Raw genomic sequence first — 21,727 nt, 5'->3', positions numbered from 1 at the left:
ATGTTTCTCACCAAAATCAGCGTCGATCACCCCGTCTTTGCCACCATGATCATGGTGGCGTTATTGGTGTTTGGTATTTACTCCTACCAGCGGCTGCCGATCGAGCAATTGCCCGATATCGACCTGCCAGTTGTCGCGGTCGTGGTTTCCTATCCCGGTGCCTCGCCCGAAGCGGTTGAGAATGATGTGGTCAAACCCATCGAGGATGCGGTCAACACCATCAATGGTATCGATAGCATCCAGTCCACCGCCCAGTCGGGGCAGGCGATGGTGATCATCCTGTTTGACATGGAGATCAACTCCGCCGATGCCGCCCAGGGCGTACGCGACCGGCTGGCGACGATCAGCGCCGGTTTCCCCACAAATGCCAAGGACCCCCAGATCCTGCGGTTCGATCCGGGTGAATTGCCGGTCATGTCTCTGGCTGTGAGTGCCGATAACCTTTCGGCCCGGGACCTGACCAGCCTGACCGAAGATGTCATTTCGCCAAAACTGTCGGTTATTCAGGGTGTGGGGCGCGCGACCGTTGTGGGCGGGGTGCCGCGTCAGCTCAACGTGCTGATCGATCCTGACAGGTTGAATGCCTTTGATATTGGCGTCGCGCAGGTGACCGCCGCCATCCGTCAGGAAAACCAGAACCTGCCCGCAGGTTCTATCGAGGAGGGTCTCAAGGTTCAGGCGATCCAGATTGAGGGCCGCATTGAGCAGGCGCGCGAATTCCTCGATATCATCATCACCCGTCAGGGCGGCCAGCCCGTGCGGCTGGGCGATGTGGCGACAATCGAACTGGGGCAGGCGGACACCTCCAGCCTGGCACTGCTCAATGGCGAGCGGGCCCTGGCGGTCGATGTTGTCAAAACCCAAGGGGCGAACACCGTGGGCGTCGCCCGCGAGATCCGCAAGGCAATCGCCGAGCTCGAAGAGCGCGAATTGCCCGAGGGCGTGCATATCGAGATTGTGCGGGACAATGCCGCCCCGGTGGAGCAGTCCTTTCATGCAGTGCAGAACATGTTGATCGAGGGGGCGGCGCTTGCCGTGCTGATCGTTTTCCTGTTTCTCAGTTCATGGCGTTCAACGGTCATTACCGGCCTGACCCTGCCGATCTCGATTATCGGCACAATGATCGCGCTTTATTTCCTTGGCTTCACGTTGAACATGATGACCCTGATGGCGCTTTCGCTGGCGGTCGGGCTGCTGATTGATGATGCCATTGTGGTGCGCGAAAATATCATGCGGCACCTGCATATGGGCAAGAGCCATCGCCGGGCCGCGCTTGAGGGTACCGATGAAATCGGCCTTGCCGTGCTGGCAACCACATTCTCCATTGTTGCGGTGTTTTTGCCGGTGGCGTTCATGGATGGCATTCTGGGCCGCTTCTTTCTCCAGTTTGGCGTCACCGTTTCGGTGGCGGTGCTGATCTCGCTGTTTGTCGCCTTCACCCTCGATCCGATGATGTCCAGTGTCTGGTATGATCCGGCAGCGGAACCCGACGCCAAACGCGGGCCGCTGGGGCGTCTGGTGATGCAGTTCGACCGGTTTTTTGAATGGGTCACCAGGGGTTATCGCCGCTTGCTGCGGCTGAGTTTGAAGTTTCGGAAATCCACGCTGGCGATTGCCCTGGCGGCGCTTCTGGGCAGTTTTGCGCTGTTCCCGCTGGTGGGCGTGGAATTCGCACCGGCGGTTGATAATGGCGAGTTCCAGATTGATCTGGAATCACCGGTCGGCTCCTCGATCGATTACACCGCCAGCAAGGTCCGTCAGGTCAATGACGTGCTGATGGGTTTTCCCGAGGTGGAGGGCACCTATGCCACGGTCAATACGCAAGGGGGCAGCCAGAATGGCGCGACGGTGGTTGTGACCATGGTCCATTCCGAGGAACGCGACCGCTCGCCGCAGGATATGACGGTGCCGGTACGCGCGGCACTGAAACAGATACCCGGCATCACCTATAATGTCGGTGCGGCCGGTGGTTTTGGCGGCGTCTCCGCGCCCGTGCAGGTGCAGATCTATGGCGATGATTTTGTCATTCTGGAACGGCTCGCCAGACAGCTTTCCGCCAAGCTTGAGCAAATTGACGGGCTGGCCGATGTCGAAACCAGCCTCAACAGCGCCCAGCCGGTGCTCGGCGTGCGTATCAATCGCGATGCCGCCAGCGATCTGGGCGTCAGCCTCAACCAGATCGGGGCCACGCTGCGCCCGATGCTGGGGGGTGAAGAGGTGACGGACTGGACCACGCCCGATGGCGACAATTACACGGTTGTGGTCCGTCTGCCAGAATATGCCCGCGATGACGTGACGGCCCTTGGCAGCCTGCCCATTTCCCAAAGCGGGGCGACGGGCAGCCAGTCCACCGTCCGGCTGGATCAGGTCGCCGAAATCGTGCGCTCAACCGGCCCCTCGGAAATCTCCCGGCTGGATCTTGCCCGCCAGATCAGCGTGAGCGCCAATCTGGCCGGGGCCGCGCTGGGTGATGTAATGGGCGATGTGCAAAAAGCCGTCGATTCCCTGAGCGTGCCCACGGGCTATCGCGTGGGGGCCGGGGGTGATGCCGAGCAGTTGAACGAGACCATCGGTGCCGCAGGCTCGGCATTGCTGCTGGCGGTCATCTTCATCTATCTCGTTCTCGCCTCACAGTTTGGCAGTTTCCTGCAACCCGTTGCGATCATGTTCGCTTTGCCGCTGGCGCTGATTGGGGTCATGCTGGGGCTGCTGGTGGGGGGCAGTACACTGAACATGTATTCCATGATCGGTTTTATCATGCTGATGGGCCTTGTGGTGAAGAATGCCATCCTGCTGGTCGATAATGCCAACCAGCACCGGCGGGAGGGAATCAATCTGTTCGATTCTCTGGTTGAAGCCGGCGTTACCCGGTTCCGCCCGATCATCATGACCACACTCGCCATGATCTTCGGCATGCTGCCACTGGCGCTCAATATCCACGAGGGCAGCGGGCAGAATGCGCCCATGGCCCATGCGGTGATTGGCGGCCTGCTCAGCTCGACCGTATTGACGCTGGTGGTGGTGCCGGTGGTGCTGACTTATGTCGACAGTTTCGCCAGGTTTTCCCGCCGATTTCTGCCCAAGGCACCAACGGATCATGAAGCTGACAGCGAGACGCAACCGGCGGCGCACTAGCCGCCCGGCATATCCGGTTGCGGTGGCACGCTGGCGCTATTCGCCGATCAGTGTCACCGCGTCCAGCCGCACAAAATGCGCACCTGCACGCTTGAGCGCCACAAGGCCCCGGGCAATGCCTTCGCCCGCCGCGCGGGTGGGCTGGTTGATATGGGCGATGACCACATCGCCATCCCGGGCGCTGCGTATCCGTTGTTCCGCGGTGTCCGCCGAAGCGCTGGCCCCGTAATCGGCATTGAGTGAAAACCCGGCAATGGCATAGCCGAGCGACTGGATCAGCGGGATTGCATCGGGACTGTAAAGCGCCGTGGCCCCGCGATACCAGCGCGGGCGGGGCGCGCCAGCCGCCATGAGCGCCGCTTCGCCGCCCGAGACCTCATCGGCAATGGCCTGAGGCGTGCCCGCCGGGGTGATGCCGTAGACCTTCTCGGTGCCGAGGACGGGCGGAATATGCTCTGCACCATGATTTTCGATCTGGAACAGGTCAGGATGCGCGAGGAACTGGGCAAATGTATCGGGATTGGCCGCCAGCCAGCGGGCGGTGACAAATAAAGTCACCGGAATGTGCTCGGCAATCAGAACATCGAGAATGCGATGATCAATGCCGCCGGAACAGGCATCGAGTGTGATTGCAATGCCGCGCGGCCCGGAATCGCCCGCCGCAATGCGCAGGCCCGGTTCAAGCGGTTTGTCATTTTTTTCAGCAAAGGCAACGCCTGTTACGGCCGTCAGCGCGAGTGCGGAGGTGTGCAGGAGCAGCGTGCGGCGTGTGGGGAAAGCAAAACGTTTATCGGTCGGCATTGAGGCTCCAATCCGGATAACTCAGCGATAAAAAATATAAAAATAATCGCATGAATATAACGCGCGCGTGTCGGTGACATCTACATTGAACAAATTTAGTTCACGTGTTCCTATAGGGTCGTCAATTAACGGAGTCGCACCAATGCTTTATTTGCTTTTGGGAATTCTCGTTTTCTTTGGCGTGCATGTCGTGCGCATGCTGAAGCCGGATTTCAGAAACCGGCAAATTGAGGCTTTGGGCGAGGGGCCCTGGAAAGGCATGTATTCGGCGGCATCGCTGGCGGGCCTTGCCCTGATCGTTTGGGGCTGGATGCAGTATCGTGAAGAAGCGCCGATCTTCTATTTTCCGCCCGACTGGAGCCGGCATATCGCCGCGCTGCTGGTGCTGGGGGCCTTTATTCTCAATTTTGCCGCCTATATGCCCACGGGCCGTATCAAGGCCGCTGTCGGCCACCCGTTTCTGCTCGCGGTCATTCTCTGGTCGATTGCCCATCTGCTCGCCAATGGTGATCTCGCCTCGTTGATGGTCTTTGGTTCGTTTCTGATCTATGCGCTCTGGAACCGGGTCGCCGTCGCCGCCCGGCCCGAACCTGCGCCCGCCTTTGTCTCGATCAAGGGGGATATTCTGGCGGTTGTGATTGGCGTGATCACCTATGTGATTTTCGCGCTTTGGCTGCACCGCTGGCTGTTCGGTGTCGCCCCGATGGGGTGAGACGGGCGGTAAATCCAGCGGTTTGACGTGCGCGCAGCACGGGCTCAATTGCAAATCATGCAGCACATCACTATTGTGCGCCGAAATCGATGCGCCAATGATCTTGCAGTGTGTGCTGGATCGATAGAAAATAGCGTAAATACAACAATTTAGAGTGCCAGCGGTCCATAAATGTCAGAAGAAACAATTTTCACGGAAGTCGACGAGGAACTGCGCCGGGAGCGGATGCGCTCCATTTGGCGCCGTGTGGCCCCTTATGTGATCGGTGCTGCCGTGGCCATTGTGCTGCTCGTGGCCGGCAATGAGGGCTGGAGCTGGTGGCAAAAGTCGAACGCGGCGCGCTCGTCTGACCAGTTCTATACCGCTGTCGAACTGGCCGAGGCCGGCGACGTTGCCGCTGCCGAGGAAGCCCTCAATACGGTCATCGCCGAGGGCAGTGGCCAATACCCGCTGCTGGCCCGGTTCCGCCAGGCCGCACTATTGGCCAGTGACGGGCAGACTGAGGAAGCCGTCGCAGCTTATGACGCGCTCTCCACCGATTTGCCTGATCAGCGCATGCGCGCCCTGGCACTGGTCCTGGCCGCCAACCTTCTGGTTGATGCTGGTGATGTTGGTGCTGTGCAGTCGCGTATCTCGGGATTGCTGGCACCGGAAGATCCGATGCGCAATTCAGCACGCGAAGCGCTGGGCCTGACCCAGTATGCGGCGGGTGATATCGATGCGGCGCGGGCGACCTTTGAAGAGATCATTGCCGATCCCACGGGATCGATGGAAACGCTTAGCCGTATTCAGCTCTATTTGGCGCAGCTGATTGCCGAGGGGGCCGCTGATCCGGCACCTGTGGCGGCACCCGATACCGCCGCAAGCGAAGCCACGCCTGCCGAATAGGGCCATTGCCCTGACCGCGCCACAAGGATAACGCCGATGAGCGTCACTGTAGCTATTGTCGGCCGGCCCAATGTTGGCAAGTCGACGCTGTTTAATCGTCTCGTCGGGCGCAAGATTGCGCTTGTCGATGACACACCGGGCGTCACCCGCGACCGCCGCGAGGCGGAAGGCCGGATTTCCGAACTGCGTTTTCGCCTGCTCGATACGGCAGGTTTCGAAGATGTGAGCGATGACAGCCTGGAGGCGCGCATGCGCCTGCAAACGGAAGCGGCAATTGCCGAGGCCGAAGTCATCCTGTTCATGATTGATGCCCGCGCTGGCGTCACCCCGCTTGATGAGCGCTTTGCCCAGCTGCTGCGCAAGGCCAACAAGCGCGTTCACCTGATTGCCAACAAGGCAGAAGGCAAGGCAGCGCAGGCCGGGCTGATGGAAGCCTTCTCGCTTGGCTTTGGCGAACCGGTGCCCCTGTCTGCCGAACATGGCGAGGGACTGGGCGATCTCTACAATATCGTTGCCGAAGCCGTGGAAGCGGTTGAAACGGGTGCCGCCGAACTGGTCACCGACCGGATGCCGGAAATCAATGTCGATGTGACGGACGAGGTGGATGGTGATGAAGAGGAACTGCGCTGGAACCCCAGCCGCTTTCTCAATGTTGCAATCGTCGGCCGGCCCAATGCCGGGAAATCGACACTGATCAACCGGCTGGTTGGCGAAGAGCGTCTGCTCACTGGCCCGGAAGCGGGGATTACCCGCGATTCCATTCTGGTGCCCTGGGAATGGGAAGGGCGGGTGATCAATCTGGTTGATACCGCCGGTATCCGCCGCCGCGCCCGCGTGCAGCAAAAGCTGGAAAAGCTGGCCGTCTCGGATTCGCTGCGCTCGATCCAGTATGCTGAAATCGTTGTGCTGATGCTCGATGCGACCATGCCGTTTGAAAAGCAGGACCTGCAGCTTGCCTCACTGGTTGAGCGCGAGGGCCGGGCGCTGATCATTGCGGTCAACAAATGGGATCTGGTGGAAGACAAGTCGGCAACGCTGGCCCATCTCAAGGAGGCCTGCACACGGCTGTTGCCGCAGATGCGCGGCATTCCGCTGGTGACCCTGTCCGGCCTCAAGGGCACGAATATTCCCCGGTTGATGGATGCGATTTTCGAGATTGAAAAGGTCTGGAACGCCCGCATTTCCACAGCAAGGCTCAACCGCTGGCTGACCGGCATGGTGGAAGGGCATCCGCCCCCCGCCGTTTCCGGCCGCCGCCTCAAGCTGCGCTATATCACCCAGGCCAAATCACGCCCGCCCAGTTTCGTGGTGTTCTGTTCGCGCCCCGATGCCCTGCCGACAGCCTATCAGCGCTATATCGTCAACGGCTTGCGCGAAACGTTTGACCTGCCGGGTGCGCCGATCCGGCTCTGGGTGCGCGGCGGCGACAACCCCTTTGCCCCCAAGGGCCGCAAGAAATAGCAGTGAGACACGACGCACGCGCGGTGAAAACATCGCGCGAACCGGCGCATGCGGCCTGACGGGACGGCTAAAACCCGCTAGAATTCGGGCGATTCCCCGCTAGGTCAGGCCCGCATGCAGCAAACTCACGCGCTTCTTAAATCCGTATTTGGCTATGATAGTTTCCGGGCGGGACAGCAGGACATTGTTGAGGCCATTTTGGGTGGCAATGACGTGCTGGCCATCATGCCAACCGGGGGCGGCAAATCGCTGTGCTATCAATTGCCCGCGCTGCGCCGGGAAGGGGTGACGCTGGTCATCTCGCCGCTGATTGCGCTGATGCGCGATCAGGTGGCCTATCTCAAGCAAAACGGCATTGCCGCCGGAGCCTTGAACTCGAACTCTTCGGAAGAAGAGCGCGACGAGATTTTTGCCGCCCTGCGGGAGAACCGGCTAAAGTTGCTGTATATGGCACCGGAACGCTTAAGCAGCGCCAATGCCATTCTCGCCCATGCCAATATCACCATGCTGGCCATCGATGAGGCCCATTGTGTCAGCCAGTGGGGTCATGATTTCCGCCCCGACTACCTGCGCATTGGCGAATTGCGCGAAGCGCTGGGCAATCCCCAAATTGCGGCTTTTACGGCGACTGCCGACACGGAAACCCGCAAGGAGATCATTGCCAAACTGTTCGCCGCGCCGCCGCGCGAATTTCTGCATGGCTTTGACCGGCCCAACCTGTTTCTGGCGTTCGGCCCCAAAAGTGGTTCGCGCAGCCAGATCGCCGATTTTGCCGCCAAACATGCCGGGCAATCGGGCATTGTTTATTGTGCCTCGCGCCGCAAGGTTGAGGACCTCGCCGCGTATCTGGTCGCGAAGGGCTTTAACGCCTTGCCCTATCATGCTGGATTGCCAACAGAAACGCGTCAGGAAAATCAGGACCGGTTCTCGAACGAGGACGGCGTGATCATGACGGCAACAGTTGCCTTTGGCATGGGGGTGGACAAGCCGGATGTACGCTTTGTCGCCCATGCCGACCTGCCAGCGACCGTTGAAAGCTATTATCAGGAGATCGGCCGTGCCGGGCGCGACGGGCTGCCCGCGAGCACGCTGACGCTTTATGGCGTGGATGACATCAAGCTGCGCCGTCGCCAGATCGATGAAGGCGATGCGCCGGTCGAGCGCAAGCGCGCCGACCATTTGCGGCTCAATGCCCTGCTGGCTATTGCCGAAGCCCCTGTGTGCCGCCGGCAGACGCTTCTGGCCTATTTCAACGAAGCCAGCCCGCCTTGCGGCAATTGCGATTTGTGCAAATCTCCGCCGGAAATGATTGAGGGCACGGTGCCGGCGCAAAAGGCGCTTTCGGCAGTCGCGCGGACCGGTGAGCGGTTCGGGCTGGAACACCTGATTGCCATTCTGTGTGGCGATGCGACCGAACGGGTGGTTGAACTGGGTCACGACCAATTGCCGACATTTGGTATCGGCACCGAATTTGACAAGGGGCAATGGCGCGGCGTCTTCCGCCAGATCTATGCCGCCGGGCTTGCCGCTGTTGATCCGGCCTTTGGAGGCTGGCGGATGACGGAAGAGGGCTGGGAATTGCTGCGCGGCAAGCGCGATTTCCATATCCGGCGCGATACCCTGAAAGTGGCCCGCGCGCGGCGCGGCAGCAGTGCGCCGGCAGAACTGGACGAGGCGGATGCGCCATTGCTGACAGCGTTGAAGGCCAAGCGCCGCGAGCTGGCCGCCGAAGCGGGCGTGCCTGCCTATGTAATTTTCGCCGACCGCACCCTGATCGACATGGCCGCCAAGCGCCCGCGCGACAGCCATGCCATGACCGAAATACACGGTGTGGGCGAACGCAAGCTGGAACGGTTCGGCGCGGCATTTCTGGCGGTGATCGCCGAGGCATGAGAAGCATGGGGAGAGGGGGCAGCCTGATGGGTTGTCACCTCCCACCTGTCGTCACCCTCGGGCTTGACCCGAGGGCCCATGATCCCTGGTTGATACACGTCGACGGGCGGGTCAGTGCACCCAACGCCCGGCAGTCTCCCCGGGCACGATCGTATGGGTGCTCGGGTCAAGCCCGAGCATGACGATATGGGTTCGGAACAACTCTCCAGCCTGCAAAAAAATCGGCGCCGCATGGAAAACCATGCAGACGCCGATCATATCGAAATTTTTGAGCCTGCTGGTTTAGATCACAACCAGCTTGGTGCCGATCGGCACGCGGGCATGCAAATCGATAATGTCCTGCTGCAACAGGCGGACGCAGCCACTTGATACGGCTTTACCGATGGACGTTTCGTCCGGGTTGCCGTGAATGCGGTAAAGCGTGTCGCGGCCATCCTGGAAGATGTAGAGCGCACGGGCACCGAGCGGGTTTTCGAGACCGGGTGCCATGCCATTGCGGTATTCTTCCAGCTCGGGCTGACGTTCGATCATCTCGGCGGGCGGCGTCCATGTCGGCCATTCGCGTTTCAGCGCGATATAGCCGCGGCCGGACCATGAAAAGCCCTCGCGGCCAAGACCGACGCCATAGCGCAGGGCCTTGCCGTTTTCCTGAACCAGATAAAGGAAACGGTCCGCCGTGCTGATGACGATTGTGCCCGGGCGTTCACCGGTGGGGTCATCGACGACCTGGCGATAATATTTAGGGTCGAGCCGGCGCAGGTTTACGGCAGGCAGCGGAAACCGCTCATTGGGCATTGCTGCATACATGCGCTGATATTCATCAGGAATAGGCGCTTCATAAACGCGCGGCACCCGGCGCTGCGTGGGAGCGCAAGCGGTCAGTGCGAGCACAGCCATACTCGATCCCAGCGCCAGGAAGCGGCGCCGGCTGGGGTTAGTCAAAGAATTCATAGTCATTATTCCACGCAAAATTCAGGGTTTCACAGGCTCGGCAGCGAGGTGGGGGGTAAAGACTGAAACAGCCTCCGGGGACACAACCAACCGGCAGGACGATCGCTCGCCATGCACGAATCATATCCCAACGGTAGCCCCGCTTCATGACACCCTGCCAATCACAACAACGCGAGAACAGGCGAAAGGATGCATCGCTAATGCGAATTTATCCCGAGTGTGACCTAAAGTCCTAACCCGTGGGGTTAAATCGCAGTAAGTGACTTGTCCGCCATGTTGAACATCTGCCCGTTGGCATTGTGTTCAGGACTGATCATGTCGACCAGGAAGGGCGCAATTTCTGCCGGGGCGGGCAGGGTATCCGGATCTTCGCCCGGCATGGCCTTGGCCCGCATCGCCGTGCGCACCGGGCCGGGATTGAACAGATTGGTCTGAACGCTGGTATTGGCCATTTCGCCTGAATAGCTTTTGATCATGGCATCGAGCGCCGCCTTGCTCGCCGCATAAAGCCCCCAGAAGGGCTTCGCGCTTTTGGCGGCACCCGAGGAGACAAATACCGCCTTGCCCGCTGCCGACTGACGCAACAAGGCGTCCATGGAGCGCAACAGGCGATAATTGGCGGTGACATTGACCGCGAGGGTTTTCTCGAACTCCTTGGGCGCGATATGGGCGACAGGCATCAAAACGCCGAGCATGCCGGCATTGCCGATCAGCCCGTCGAGCCGTCCCCAGCGTTCAAAAATCGCCGCGCCAAGCCGGTCGATGGCATCGTAATCGGTCAAATCGAGGGGCACCAGGGTCGTGGCGCCGCCCATGGCCTGAATGGCGTCATCGAGATCTTCAAGACCGCCAACGGTGCGCGCGACCGCAATCACATGCGCACCGCGCCGGGCGGCTTCCAGCGCTGTGGCATAGCCAATGCCACGTGATGCCCCTGTGATGAGCACAACTTTATCGGTCAGGTCTTGTTTGTTGGTCACGTTTTAGCCGGCCTCTTTGAGCAGCGAAAGCTTGTTACGGTCATTCCGGTCAGCGCCGGACAGGTCAGTCAGTGCCGTGGGATAGTTGCCGGTGAAATAGTGATCGGTGAACTGCGGCGCTTCATTGTTGCGCGGGCTGCCGCCCACGGCGTCATAAAGCCCGTCGATGGAGAGAAACTCAAGCGAATCCACGCCGATATATTGTCGCATGGCCTCAAGGTTCGGATACTGATTGGCCAGCAGTTTCTCCGGGTCGGGCGTGTCGATGCCATAATAGTCGGAATGGGTGATCATCGGGCTGGCGACGCGCATATGCACTTCCTTGGCCCCGGCTTCCCGGATCATCTGGACGATCTTGAGCGAGGTGGTGCCGCGCACAATGCTGTCATCGACCAGCACAACCCGCTTGCCGTTGATCTGCTCGCGATTGGCCGAATGCTTCAACCGGACACCCAGCGCCCGGATATGCTGGGTCGGCTCAATAAAGGTCCGGCCCACATAATGGTTGCGGATAATGCCGTATTCGAACGGAATGCCGCTTTCCTGACTGAAGCCCAGCGCCGCCGGCGTGCCACCATCGGGGACGGGCACGACCACGTCAGCCTCAAGCGGGGATTCCTTGGCGAGATTGATGCCCATGCGCTTGCGGGCCGTATAGACACTGCGGCCGCCAACGATTGAATCGGGCCGGGCGAAATAGACATATTCAAACAGGCAGAGCCGCTCGCGTTTCTGCTCGAACGGCTTGAACGAGCGCACGCTGATCGACCCATCAGACTGCACTTCGCAAACGATGACTTCGCCGCTCTCCACATCGCGCACGAACTTCGCGCCGATAATGTCCAGCGCACAGGTTTCCGAGGCAAAAATAGGCTTGCCGTCAAGATCGCCAAGAACCAGGGGTCGAATGCCGTTGGGATCGCGCGCGCCAATCAGCTTGGTGCGGGTGAGGGCGACCATGGAATAGGCACCTTCCACATGGCTGAGCGCATCAACAAACCGTTCCGCAGAATCCTTTTTCTGCGAGCGGGCAATAAGGTGCAGCACAACTTCTGTATCTGATGTGGATTGGCAAATAGCGCCGGTGGCAATCAGATGTCGGCGCAAGGTGAGGCCATTGGTCAGATTACCGTTATGCGCAATGGCAATGCCGCCAACTTCCAGTTCGGCAAACAGGGGCTGCACATTGCGCAACACGGTCTCGCCTGTCGTGGAATAGCGCACATGCCCCATAGCGGCAGCGCCGGGCAGTTTCGCCAGGGTTGCCGGGTTGGTGTAATGATCGCCAACAAGGCCCATGGTGCGTTCTGAATGAAACTGCTGGCCGTCAAAGCTGACAATGCCCGCCGCTTCCTGCCCGCGATGCTGGAGGGCATGCAAACCCAGAGCGGTCAGTGCAGCGCCATCCTCGTGCCCGAGAATGCCAAACACGCCACACTCTTCGCGCAGCGTGTCACCTTCCATGTCCAGCCAGAGAGAGTTGTTTTCCCGCGTCACCGGTGGATTGCTATCCGTCAATTGCCTGTCACCCTTTGCCAATGGTTTCAGGCCGAACCCATGGTTCAGCCTGTTGTTGCCGCAAACAGAAAATATCGCACCCGCGGTGCCGGTTACAATGTCTGAAGCCCGACTTCACCTGCATCGGTACCTTCTTCAGCCGGCACATCGATCGCCGGTTCAGGATCATCGCTCAGGAAACCGCTCACGGCCTGTTCCAGATCGTCCGGTAACACGCGTATCAGGCTTTCTCCAAGGGACGCAAGAGGCGGCACGGTGCGCGAACCATCAACAAACTGCCCAAGCCCGCCCCACTGGAGCCATTGACCGAGCACCACAATCACCACGGCGATCAGTATGCCGCGCAAGCCGCCGAAGACGAAACCAAGGGTTCTGTCGAGCGGGCCAATCTTTGAATCAACGACAAAATCGGCGATTCGCATGGTGATGAGGTGCAGAACGATCAGCGAGACAATGAAGCTGAGAACGATGGTGGCGATATCTGCCACGATCTCTTCGCGGATATAACCGCGCGCAATTTCAGGGTGATAATGCCACATCCATACGGCAATGGCGGCAGAGCCGGCCCATGTTGCCAGTGACAGCACTTCGCGTGTCAGGCCGCGCGCCGTCGCCAGTATTGCGGAAATCAGGACGAGGATACCGACAATAACGTCGAATGCGGTTAGCATGAGTGGGCTATCCCTTGAACTTTCAATCAAGTGCACCGTTTAGCGGCTTCCGGCCGAATAGCCAAGCATGCACACAGGTTCAATCTGCCAACATGCACTGGTTTTGGGGCTTGAAGTGCAAATTGGCCACAGATCATGGTGCCGAAATCGCTGAACAGACAATGATTTTGAATAATTGCGTCAATCTTCCGATGGCTCCTGCGGCGGTGGCGCGCTGGCGGCAATCCGGCCCACCAGTTCGCTGAGGCTGGAGAATTCGTGCAAACGAAGGGTTTCGCTGCCATCGCTCTTGGCGATCCGGCCGGTATAGGCGGATGCAAAACCAAGCTTGCCCGATTCCCGCAAGCGGAGCGCCGCGTGTGATACAGGCCGCACACCGCCCGAGAGGCTGATTTCGCCAAAATAGACCGCGTCCGAGGGCAAGGGCGCGTTGGTCAGCGACGAGATCAGCGCGGCGGCAACCGCCAGATCTGCGGCAGGTTCATTGATTTTGAGACCGCCGGCAACATTGAGATAAATGTCATTCGCGCCAATGCGGACACCGCAACGTGTTTCCAGAACGGCCAGAACCATGGAGAGGCGGGACGAATCCCAGCCGACCACCGCCCGGCGCGGTGTGCCCAGCGGTGAAGGGGCGACCAAAGCCTGAATTTCCACCAGCACCGGGCGGGTGCCCTCCATCCCGGCGAAAACAGCCGAACCGGTGGCATCCTCGTCGCGTTGATCGAGAAACAGGGCCGAGGGGTTCCCCACCTCGGTCAGCCCGTCCTGGGTCATCTCGAACACACCGATCTCGTCGGTGGCCCCATAGCGGTTCTTGACCCCGCGCAAAATGCGGAACGTGTGACTGGCATCACCCTCGAAATACAAAACCGCATCGACCATGTGTTCGACGACGCGGGGCCCGGCAATCTGCCCGTCCTTGGTGACATGCCCCACAAGAACAACGGCGGCACCGGTTTTTTTGGCAAACCGGGTGAGTGCCTGCGCACTGGTGCGCACCTGCGTCACGGTGCCGGGGGCGCTTTCCACACGATCGGTCCACAAGGTCTGGATGGAATCGATGATGACCAGATGGGGCGTGTCGCCCTGCTGCAAGGTTGCCAGAATGGTTTCGACATTGGTTTCGCTTGCCAGCAATACCGGGCTGTCGGCCAGTCCCAGCCGCTGGGCCCGTAACCGCACCTGCGCCACAGCTTCCTCGCCCGAGACATAAATGACGCGCTTGCCGCTATTGGCCAAGGCCGCCGCTGCCTGCAACAGCATGGTCGACTTGCCGATGCCCGGATCGCCACCCACAAGAAGCGCCGACCCCACGACAAAACCACCGCCGGTGACCCGGTCAAGCTCGCCAATGCCGGTGACAATGCGGGCTGCATCTTCGCTTTCGCCCGAAAGGCTGGAGAGCGGGGCCGGGCGGCCTGCCGCAATCGCGGTCTTGGGACCGCCGCCCACGCCGCCATCGACCACTTCTTCAACAATCGTGTTCCATTCGCCACAGCTCTCGCAGCGCCCCGTCCAGCGGGACGAGACGGCGCCGCACGCCTGACAGACAAAAGAGGACCGCCGCTTTGCCATTAGCCGCCCGTATTCGGGGCAGGGGGGCTGATATAGGCGCGCTTGTAGCGGCCCTTGAGATTGGTCAGCATTTCATAGCCGATAGTGCCGCCGGGATCAGCCTGACCGTCAACGGTGATGGTCTTGCCAAGCACTTCCATCATATCGCCCGGCTTTGGCGCGGCATCACCCAGATCGGTGACATCCACAGCGACCGTATCCATCGAGACCCGCCCGATCAGCGGCGCGATCCGGTTGTTAAACACGGCCCGGCCACCCTGACGGGTATTGGTGCTGGAAAGGGAGCGCAGGAACCCGTCGCCATACCCGATGGCCAGAATGGCAATCCGGCTGTCACGGTCAAGCGTGTAACCGGCGCCATAGCCAACGGTTTCGCCGGTCTTGCCGTCGTGCACCTGCAATACAGGCACTTCCAGCTTGACGACCGGCGCCATGGGGTTTTTGCGGCCATTGACGGCGCGGCCCCCGAAAAGGGCGATGCCGGGCCGCACCATCTGGAAATGGTTTTCGCGGCTGATCATCGTGCCGGCGGAATTGGCAAGGGACGCGGGAATGCCGGGGAACTGGGCCAGGATCGACTGGAACAGCGCCAGCTGGGTCCGGTTCTTCTCGTGGCTGGGTTGGTCCGCACAGGCCAGATGGCTCATGATCATTTGTGGCATATAGCCAAATTCATCGAGCCGGTCGCGGACCTGATCGGATTCCTGCAGGCGGACGCCGAGCCGGTTCATGCCGGTATCGAATTGCAGGGCCGCCGGGAATGCCTCATTGGCGCTGACGCAATGGGCCAGCCATTCATCGAGCATTTCGATGGAGGCCAGAACGGGCATGAGCCGCTCTTTTTCATAAATGCGCGCGGCACCGGGATAGAGACCGTTGAGCACAAAGATATGCGCTTCCGGCAATTGCTGGCGCAGGGCCACCGCCTCATCAGGCGTTGCCACGAAAAAGAACCGTGCCCCCGCGCCAAAAAGCGCCATGCTGGTGGGGATGAGGCCCGTGCCATAGGCATCGGATTTAACCACGGCCCCGGTCAGTGCCCGCGCACTGATGGCGTCGAGCGCCCGCCAGTTTTTGACAATGGCACCCAGATCGATGGTGAGACGGCCGCCCAGACCTGTGGGAGAAGATACGGCCATGCCTATTCCATACGTTCCGGAAGGTAGTCGGATTTGGCGAGGTTCGAGAAGCGCGTGAACTGGGCCTCGAACGACAGCTGAATAGTGCCGGTGGGGCCGTGACGCTGCTTGCCGATGATGACATCGGCGCGCCCGTGAACCAGATCCATCTCACCCTGCCATTGCAAATGCTCGGGCGAACCTTCCTTGGGCTCCTTGTTCTTCAGATAATATTCGTCGCGATAAACGAACAGCACGACGTCAGCGTCCTGCTCGATCGAGCCGGATTCACGCAAATCGGCGAGCTGGGGCCGCTTGTCGTCGCGGTTTTCCACCTGACGGCTCAGCTGGGAAAGCGCAATGATCGGCACTTCAAGTTCCTTGGCCAGGGCCTTGAGACCGGTGGTGATTTCGGTCAGTTCCTGCACGCGGTTGTCAGAGCGTTTCGAGGAACCGGACAGCAACTGCAAATAGTCGATGATCAGCAGGTCGAGACCCTTTTGCCGCTTCAGGCGGCGGGCGCGCGCCATCAACTGCGCAATGTTCAAACCACCGGTGTCATCGATAAACAGCGGCACCTGGCTCATCAGGTTGGAGGTGTCGACAAGTTTGGAGAACTGGCTTTCGTGAATATTACCGCGCCGGATATCCGATGAGGAAATTTCAGCCTGTTCGGCCAGAATACGTGTCGCCAGCTGTTCGGCGCTCATTTCGAGCGAGAAGAACCCCACACAGCCGCCATTGACGGTTTTCATGTGCCCGTCAGGCGTCGGCTCTGCCTTGTAGGCGCGTGCCACGTTGAAGGCGATATTGGTCGCCAGCGAGGTTTTGCCCATGGCGGGACGGGCGGCGAGAATAATCAGATCCGACCGCTGCAAACCGCCCATGAGGCGATCCAGATCGGTCAGCCCGGTGGCTGTGCCCGATAGCGAACCATCGCGGTGATAGGCTTCGCCGGCCATTTCGATGGCATCGCGCAATGCGGCGTTGAAACCCTGAAAGCCGCCATCGTAACGCCCGCGTTCTGCCAGATCGAACAAATGCTTTTCCGCATCCTCAATCTGCTTTTCGGGCGTTGAATCCACATCGGCGCTATAGGCCGTCTCAACCATTTCCTCGCCAACAAGGATCAGGGAGCGGCGAATAGCCAGATCATAGATCGACCGGCCATAGTCAAAGGCATTGAGAACGGTCGTCGCTTCGGCGGCCAGCCGGGCCAGATAATGCGACATGGTGACGTCAACGACCAGTTCGTCAGGCAGAAAGGTCTTGGCGGTGATCGGTGTGGCGGTTTTGCCGGCACGAATGATCTTGCCGCAGACCTCGTAGATTTCCCGATGGATCGGTTCGTAGAAATGTTCGCCTTCGAGAAAGTCTGAAACCCGGTAAAACGCTTCGTTATTGACCAGAATCGCGCCCAATAGCGCCTGTTCGGCTTCCACATTATGCGGTGCAAGGCGATATTCTTGTTCTTCCTGCGGACGGAGCTGCCGTACCTCGGCCATGTTTTTCCTCGGGGTAGTCTGTTCATGTCCTGTTAAGCACAAGGTGCCGATTCACGCGACTCAATCCGGACACTTCGGCGCCATGTTAACAACAGCGGGGATAAACGGAACCGTAAACAAATAAAAGGCCGGGATTGCTCCCGGCCTCTTGAACTCAATCCGGGAAAAACGCGGCTTACGCGTCTTCCTGCCGTTCGGTTTCTTCGCCGTCGACAACGGCTTCGGCATCATCTGCCTCGGCTGCGTCTTCTGCGGCAACTTCTTCCTGCTCAGGCTCATCATCGTCAAAGCTGAACACGGTCATGTCTTCACCCTTGGCCTGACGCTCGGCTTCATCGGTGGAGCGGGCCACGTTGACGTTGACGTTGATTTCAACTTCAGCGTGCAGGTTGAGGGCAATCGGATGAATGCCAACGGTCTTGATCGGTGCAGCGAGGTCTACCTGGCTACGCAGAACCTGGAAGCCATCGGCAACCAGCGCTTCAGCGATATCCCGCGAGGAAACCGAACCGTAAAGCTGGCCGTTTTCACCAGCCTGACGGACCATGACAACGCTGTGGCCATTGAGGCCGGCGGCAATGCCTGCGGCTTCGTTGCGGCGTTCTTCGTTGCGCTTTTCGATCGTTGCGCGTTCGGCTTCGAAACGGGCGCGGTTGGCCTGGGTGGCGCGCAATGCCTTGCCCTGGGGCAGAAGGAAATTGCGGGCATAGCCGTTTTTGACGACAACTTCGTCACCGATCGAGCCATAGCGGCCGACGCGTTCAAGCAGAATAACTTTCATTGCATATACTCCAATGCTGTCCCATCACCATGATGGTTAGAAGCGACGGACCACCCGTCGCTCCAACGTGTCTCCCGAAAGGGGAGAATCCGGTTGCTTAAGCGACCAGATAGGCCAGAAGGCCGAGAAAGCGGGCGCGCTTGATGGCACGGGCCAGTTCACGCTGCTTCTTTGCAGAAACGGCCGTGATGCGGCTCGGCACGATCTTGCCGCGCTCGGAGACATAGCGCTGCAGCAAGCGCACGTCTTTGTAATCGATGGTCGGTGCGCCTTCGCCTGAAAACGGGCAGGTCTTGCGGCGACGCTGGAAAGGCCGGCGGGCCTGGGTCGTGGTGAGATCTTTAATAGCCATGGGTCAATTACTCCTAGAACCGGCGCGGGCCACGGGGGCCGCGATCGCCACCGGGACGGTCGTCACGGTCGCGCTTCTGCATCATTACCGAGGGGCCTTCTTCAAGCGCATCGACACGGATGGTCATGAAGCGCAGCACATCTTCATTGATACGCATGTGGCGTTCCATTTCGGCAACCGCTGTGTGCGGTGCGTCAATGTTCAGCAGCGTGTAATGTGCCTTGCGGTTTTTGTTGATTTTGTAGGAGAGGGTTTTGACACCCCAATATTCGGTCTTGGTGACCTTGCCACCATTATTGCCGAGAAGTTCGGTATAGGTTGCGGTCAATTCCTCAACCTGCTGGGCGGAGACATCCTGCCGCGCCATAAAGATATGCTCGTAATAAGCCATAAAACGCCTTTCTTACGTTTCGGGTCTCGATAAACATTCACCGGCGCGGAGCCTCTTTGAAGCCGGAAAGGCGTCAAAGCAGTCTTGCAAAGAGCGGGAACACGGGAGGCCGGATCATGTTTCTAAGACCCTATTGGCGCAAACCAACCCTCCGTTCAGCCCCCGGCCAAACGAATGTTGCGTGGTCATTAGAGCCAAAAGCGCCGGACTGCAAGCTATTTTGCGGTTTCAGGCGGGCTTTCCTGAACCGAATCTGAACAGCGAATTCGGAAAGGGTTCAATCGCACTCTGGCAAAACCGGTTCAGCATTGAAATTGAGAACGCGATTTGAAGAGGCCCCGAGATGAAATTGTCGAAAATCATCACCACCGCAATCCTGTTGTCCGGCCTGACGGCCATGCCGGTTCAGGCGGATGAACTTACCCCTTATGGCACCTGGCAGACCAAGGGCGGCGAATCCCGTTATGAAGTCATGCCCTGCGGCGAGACAAAAATCTGCGCCAAGCTGACCTGGTTACGTGCCGATGCCCGCACCGAGGAAAACCTGCAATATTTGAACAAATATGTCGTCAAGGGCGCGGTCGCCTCGGCCCCGAACAAATGGCGCGGCACCGTCCATTATGACGGTCAGAAAATCGGCGGCAGCGTGACCCTGGTCAACCAGAACGCACTGCGCCTGCAGGGTTGCCAGCTGATTTTCTGCAAATCACTCGAATTCAAACGGATCTAGAGCGTTCAGCTTACCACCGTGATTTTCTCTGCCGCGCGGGTGACCCCGGTATAGAGCCAGCGCTGGGCATCCTCGCGGAAGACATGGCTTTCGTCGAACAGATAGACATTGTCCCACTGGCTGCCCTGCGCCTTGTGCACGGTGAGGCAGTAACCGAAGGTGAATTCGTCATATTGCCGGCGCACGGCCCAGGCCATTGCTTCTTCACCGCCGGTGAAGAAATCCCGATGGGTCGTGACCTTGGCCTCGGTCATGGTGCCGCCGATATCCTCGGCGGCAAGCTGCAATTGCATTTTGCCCGTATTCTTGCGGGTGACGTCGGTCACAATCCAGATTTGCCCATTGAGCAGCTTTTTGCGCGGGTTGTTGCGCAGGCAGACGACCCGGTCGCCAATTGTCGGTTGCAGGGCTGGAAGCTTGAGTAATTCGCGAATCCGGTTGTTGTAGTGCAGTCGTGTCTTGTTGCGGCCAACCAGCACCTGATCGGCGGCCAGAACATCATTCTGGTTCACCTCGGCTTTGCTGATGACCCGTGATTCGCCGTAATCGCCATGTTCGAGCCGGCGGCCCTCGCGGATATCGAGCGACATGCGCACAATCGGGTTGTCGCGCGCCTGCCTGTGAATTTCAGTCAGCATCAGATCGGGCTCGACCTCGGTAAAAAAGCCTGTGCCCTGAACCGGGGGGAGCTGAAAGGGGTCCCCGAGCACCAGCACCTTCGTGCCGAACGACAGCAGGTCGCGCCCCAGCGCCTCGTCCACCATCGAGACTTCGTCAATGACGATCAGGTCTGCGGTGGCGGCGGGGGATTCAGGGTCGAGGGCGAATTGCGGTTCGCCTTCCTTGTCGTCGATAGTGGAATAGATCAGGCTGTGGATCGTGCTGGCGCCCTTACAGCCGCGTTTGCGCATCACAAGGGCTGCCTTGCCGGTAAAGGCGGCATAGCGCACGGATTTCAGGTCACCGGCCAGATGGCGTGCAAGGGTTGATTTGCCGGTGCCAGCCCAGCCGAACAGGCGAAATACCTGCGCGCCCTGCGGATCTTTCAACCAGTCGGATACGGCCTTGAGGGCGGCATCCTGCTGACCTGACCATTTTATTTCCGCCACAGAGCCTCCACGCGCTGGCAAGGCCGTTCGGCCGGTTTTCCATACATATCGAGGGCCCTTGCTTGACTCTGTTTGCCGTAACAGGCAATCCCCCGCGGCTATCTTGCGACGCGCTTGATCACAGCTTACCCTGCGAACAGGCGCTGCGCGGCAGCAAATGAAACAATCAGCTTGGTGGACACTTAATGACCAAACGCGCATTCGTTTTTCCCGGCCAGGGCAGTCAGGTCGTCGGTATGGGCAAGGCCCTGGCCGATGCATTTCCCACAGCACAGGCCATTTTCGACGAGATTGACGATGCTCTGGGGCAAAAACTCTCGACGATCATGTTTGAAGGACCGAATGAAACCCTGTTGCTGACGGAGAATGCCCAGCCGGCACTGATGGCCGTTTCCATGGCGGTTGTGCGCGTACTTGGGGAAAAGGGTGTAAATCTCGCCGGGAACGCCGCTTATGTTGCAGGGCACTCGCTGGGCGAATATTCCGCCCTTTGCGCCGCCGGGACATTTTCGGTCGCGGATGCGGCGCGTTTGCTCAAGATTCGCGGCAAAGCCATGCAACAGGCAGTACCGGTGGGCCAGGGCGCCATGGCGGCGCTTCTGGGGCTGGAATTCGCGGTTGTCGCGGAAATTGCCGCTGAAGCCGGGCAGGGCGAGGTTTGCGATGTCGCAAATGACAACGCACCGGGCCAGGTTGTGGTCTCTGGCACGCTTGCTGCCGTGGAGCGGGCCGTTGAACTGGCCAAGGCGCGCGGTGCCAAGCGGGCATTGCTGTTACCGGTGAGTGCACCCTTTCATTGTGCGCTGATGGCCCCGGCCGCAGACGCCATGCAACAGGCGCTTGCCGATGTTGCAATGCAGGCACCTGCCGTGCCGCTGGTTGCAAATGTTCTGGCGCGCCCGATATCTGAACCGGATGAAATCCGGCGTCGCCTGGTTGAGCAGGTCACCGGCATGGTGCGCTGGACTGAAAGTGTTGCCTGGCTCACAGGGGAGGGCGAAGTGACCGAACTGGTGGAACTGGGCACCGGCAAGGTGCTTACCGGTCTTGCCAAGCGTATTAATGCAGAGGCCAGCGCCACAGCGATCGGCCTGCCTGAAGCCATTGAAAATTTTGCCGCCGAACTGGCCGGTTCCCAAGAATAAAGAGGATA

Annotated in this window: 19 protein-coding genes; 7 read left to right on the top strand and 12 right to left on the bottom strand. The window is 59.6% G+C overall.

Annotation, left to right across the window (positions count from 1 at the left end; genetic code table 11):
• On the top strand, positions 1-3,135 hold the full coding sequence (locus tag L1P08_RS04170) for an efflux RND transporter permease subunit (RefSeq protein ID WP_303618744.1): 3,135 nt from the start codon (positions 1-3) through the stop codon (positions 3,133-3,135).
• Positions 3,136-3,171: 36 nt separating this feature from the next.
• On the opposite strand, the gene L1P08_RS04165 is transcribed toward L1P08_RS04170, so the two are convergent.
• Positions 3,172-3,936, bottom strand: a complete 765-nt coding sequence (locus L1P08_RS04165) for a polysaccharide deacetylase family protein (RefSeq protein ID WP_303618743.1) — start codon at positions 3,934-3,936, stop codon at positions 3,172-3,174.
• A 142-nt stretch (positions 3,937-4,078) separates the two neighbouring features.
• Here L1P08_RS04165 and L1P08_RS04160 point away from each other — a divergent pair, with 142 nt between their 5' ends.
• The 4 genes from L1P08_RS04160 to recQ all read left to right on the top strand — a co-directional run bounded on the left by L1P08_RS04160 (position 4,079) and on the right by recQ (position 8,890).
• Positions 4,079-4,648 (top strand): NnrU family protein, encoded by a 570-nt coding sequence (locus L1P08_RS04160; protein ID WP_303618742.1) that lies wholly within the window; start codon positions 4,079-4,081, stop codon positions 4,646-4,648.
• A 171-nt stretch (positions 4,649-4,819) separates the two neighbouring features.
• The gene (locus L1P08_RS04155) at positions 4,820-5,536 is read left to right on the top strand and encodes a tetratricopeptide repeat protein (RefSeq protein WP_303618741.1); all 717 of its coding nucleotides are present in this window, start codon (positions 4,820-4,822) and stop codon (positions 5,534-5,536) included.
• A gap of 36 nt (positions 5,537-5,572) precedes the next feature.
• Positions 5,573-6,997, top strand: coding sequence for a ribosome biogenesis GTPase Der (gene der, locus L1P08_RS04150; RefSeq protein ID WP_303618740.1), 1,425 nt, complete (start codon positions 5,573-5,575; stop codon positions 6,995-6,997).
• Positions 6,998-7,111: 114 nt separating this feature from the next.
• On the top strand, positions 7,112-8,890 hold the full coding sequence (gene recQ, locus L1P08_RS04145) for a DNA helicase RecQ (protein ID WP_303618739.1): 1,779 nt from the start codon (positions 7,112-7,114) through the stop codon (positions 8,888-8,890).
• A 282-nt stretch (positions 8,891-9,172) separates the two neighbouring features.
• Here the strand turns inward: recQ and L1P08_RS04140 are convergent, their stop codons facing one another.
• The 10 genes from L1P08_RS04140 to rpsF all read right to left on the bottom strand — a co-directional run bounded on the left by L1P08_RS04140 (position 9,173) and on the right by rpsF (position 18,735).
• Positions 9,173-9,841: a L,D-transpeptidase gene (locus tag L1P08_RS04140; protein ID WP_303618738.1), complete on the bottom strand. Its 669-nt coding sequence runs from the start codon at positions 9,839-9,841 to the stop codon at positions 9,173-9,175.
• Positions 9,842-10,086: 245 nt separating this feature from the next.
• The gene (locus L1P08_RS04135) at positions 10,087-10,821 is read right to left on the bottom strand and encodes an SDR family NAD(P)-dependent oxidoreductase (protein WP_303618737.1); all 735 of its coding nucleotides are present in this window, start codon (positions 10,819-10,821) and stop codon (positions 10,087-10,089) included.
• Between the two features lie 3 nt (positions 10,822-10,824).
• On the bottom strand, positions 10,825-12,285 hold the full coding sequence (gene purF, locus L1P08_RS04130) for an amidophosphoribosyltransferase (protein WP_303619495.1): 1,461 nt from the start codon (positions 12,283-12,285) through the stop codon (positions 10,825-10,827).
• A gap of 146 nt (positions 12,286-12,431) precedes the next feature.
• Positions 12,432-13,010, bottom strand: coding sequence for a CvpA family protein (locus L1P08_RS04125; protein ID WP_303618736.1), 579 nt, complete (start codon positions 13,008-13,010; stop codon positions 12,432-12,434).
• Positions 13,011-13,190: 180 nt separating this feature from the next.
• Positions 13,191-14,588: a DNA repair protein RadA gene (radA, locus tag L1P08_RS04120; protein WP_303618735.1), complete on the bottom strand. Its 1,398-nt coding sequence runs from the start codon at positions 14,586-14,588 to the stop codon at positions 13,191-13,193.
• Complete coding sequence (gene alr, locus L1P08_RS04115; protein WP_303618734.1) at positions 14,588-15,727, bottom strand: alanine racemase; 1,140 nt, start codon at positions 15,725-15,727, stop codon at positions 14,588-14,590. The genes radA and alr overlap by 1 nt, the downstream gene beginning before the upstream one ends.
• A 2-nt stretch (positions 15,728-15,729) precedes the next feature.
• Positions 15,730-17,211 (bottom strand): replicative DNA helicase, encoded by a 1,482-nt coding sequence (locus L1P08_RS04110; RefSeq protein ID WP_303618733.1) that lies wholly within the window; start codon positions 17,209-17,211, stop codon positions 15,730-15,732.
• Positions 17,212-17,386: 175 nt separating this feature from the next.
• Positions 17,387-17,992 (bottom strand): 50S ribosomal protein L9, encoded by a 606-nt coding sequence (gene rplI, locus L1P08_RS04105; protein ID WP_303618732.1) that lies wholly within the window; start codon positions 17,990-17,992, stop codon positions 17,387-17,389.
• 97 nt (positions 17,993-18,089) lie between these two features.
• Positions 18,090-18,344, bottom strand: a complete 255-nt coding sequence (rpsR, locus tag L1P08_RS04100; RefSeq protein WP_438268435.1) for a 30S ribosomal protein S18 — start codon at positions 18,342-18,344, stop codon at positions 18,090-18,092.
• Positions 18,345-18,357: 13 nt separating this feature from the next.
• Positions 18,358-18,735, bottom strand: coding sequence for a 30S ribosomal protein S6 (gene rpsF, locus L1P08_RS04095; protein ID WP_303618731.1), 378 nt, complete (start codon positions 18,733-18,735; stop codon positions 18,358-18,360).
• Between the two features lie 343 nt (positions 18,736-19,078).
• Between rpsF and L1P08_RS04090 the strand changes: the two genes are divergently transcribed.
• Positions 19,079-19,465 (top strand): DUF2147 domain-containing protein, encoded by a 387-nt coding sequence (locus L1P08_RS04090; protein ID WP_303618730.1) that lies wholly within the window; start codon positions 19,079-19,081, stop codon positions 19,463-19,465.
• Between the two features lie 5 nt (positions 19,466-19,470).
• Here L1P08_RS04090 and L1P08_RS04085 read toward each other — a convergent pair whose 3' ends face one another.
• Positions 19,471-20,565: an ATP-dependent DNA helicase gene (locus L1P08_RS04085; RefSeq protein ID WP_303619493.1), complete on the bottom strand. Its 1,095-nt coding sequence runs from the start codon at positions 20,563-20,565 to the stop codon at positions 19,471-19,473.
• Positions 20,566-20,759: 194 nt separating this feature from the next.
• Between L1P08_RS04085 and fabD the strand changes: the two genes are divergently transcribed.
• Positions 20,760-21,719 (top strand): ACP S-malonyltransferase, encoded by a 960-nt coding sequence (gene fabD / locus L1P08_RS04080; protein WP_303618729.1) that lies wholly within the window; start codon positions 20,760-20,762, stop codon positions 21,717-21,719.
• Positions 21,720-21,727: the final 8 nt, after the last annotated feature.

It is taken from the genome of Mariluticola halotolerans (genome assembly GCF_021611515.1).
GTDB classification, from domain to species: Bacteria; Pseudomonadota; Alphaproteobacteria; order Rhizobiales; family Devosiaceae; genus Mariluticola; species Mariluticola halotolerans.
This window is presented reverse-complemented; position numbering and strand designations above follow the sequence as displayed.

Bases quoted from the DNA above. Each gene is read 5' to 3' on its own strand.
- L1P08_RS04170 (WP_303618744.1), top strand. From the start codon at position 1: ATGTTTCTCACCAAAATCAGCGTCGATCACCCCGTCTTTGCCACCATG.
- L1P08_RS04165 (WP_303618743.1), bottom strand. From the start codon at position 3,936: ATGCCGACCGATAAACGTTTTGCTTTCCCCACACGCCGCACGCTGCTC.
- L1P08_RS04160 (WP_303618742.1), top strand. From the start codon at position 4,079: ATGCTTTATTTGCTTTTGGGAATTCTCGTTTTCTTTGGCGTGCATGTC.
- L1P08_RS04155 (WP_303618741.1), top strand. From the start codon at position 4,820: ATGTCAGAAGAAACAATTTTCACGGAAGTCGACGAGGAACTGCGCCGG.
- der (WP_303618740.1), top strand. From the start codon at position 5,573: ATGAGCGTCACTGTAGCTATTGTCGGCCGGCCCAATGTTGGCAAGTCG.
- recQ (WP_303618739.1), top strand. From the start codon at position 7,112: ATGCAGCAAACTCACGCGCTTCTTAAATCCGTATTTGGCTATGATAGT.
- L1P08_RS04140 (WP_303618738.1), bottom strand. From the start codon at position 9,841: ATGAATTCTTTGACTAACCCCAGCCGGCGCCGCTTCCTGGCGCTGGGA.
- purF (WP_303619495.1), bottom strand. From the start codon at position 12,285: ATGGAAGGTGACACGCTGCGCGAAGAGTGTGGCGTGTTTGGCATTCTC.
- L1P08_RS04125 (WP_303618736.1), bottom strand. From the start codon at position 13,010: ATGCTAACCGCATTCGACGTTATTGTCGGTATCCTCGTCCTGATTTCC.
- radA (WP_303618735.1), bottom strand. From the start codon at position 14,588: ATGGCAAAGCGGCGGTCCTCTTTTGTCTGTCAGGCGTGCGGCGCCGTC.
- alr (WP_303618734.1), bottom strand. From the start codon at position 15,727: ATGGCCGTATCTTCTCCCACAGGTCTGGGCGGCCGTCTCACCATCGAT.
- L1P08_RS04110 (WP_303618733.1), bottom strand. From the start codon at position 17,211: ATGGCCGAGGTACGGCAGCTCCGTCCGCAGGAAGAACAAGAATATCGC.
- rplI (WP_303618732.1), bottom strand. From the start codon at position 17,992: ATGAAAGTTATTCTGCTTGAACGCGTCGGCCGCTATGGCTCGATCGGT.
- rpsR (WP_438268435.1), bottom strand. From the start codon at position 18,344: ATGGCTATTAAAGATCTCACCACGACCCAGGCCCGCCGGCCTTTCCAG.
- rpsF (WP_303618731.1), bottom strand. From the start codon at position 18,735: ATGGCTTATTACGAGCATATCTTTATGGCGCGGCAGGATGTCTCCGCC.
- L1P08_RS04090 (WP_303618730.1), top strand. From the start codon at position 19,079: ATGAAATTGTCGAAAATCATCACCACCGCAATCCTGTTGTCCGGCCTG.
- fabD (WP_303618729.1), top strand. From the start codon at position 20,760: ATGACCAAACGCGCATTCGTTTTTCCCGGCCAGGGCAGTCAGGTCGTC.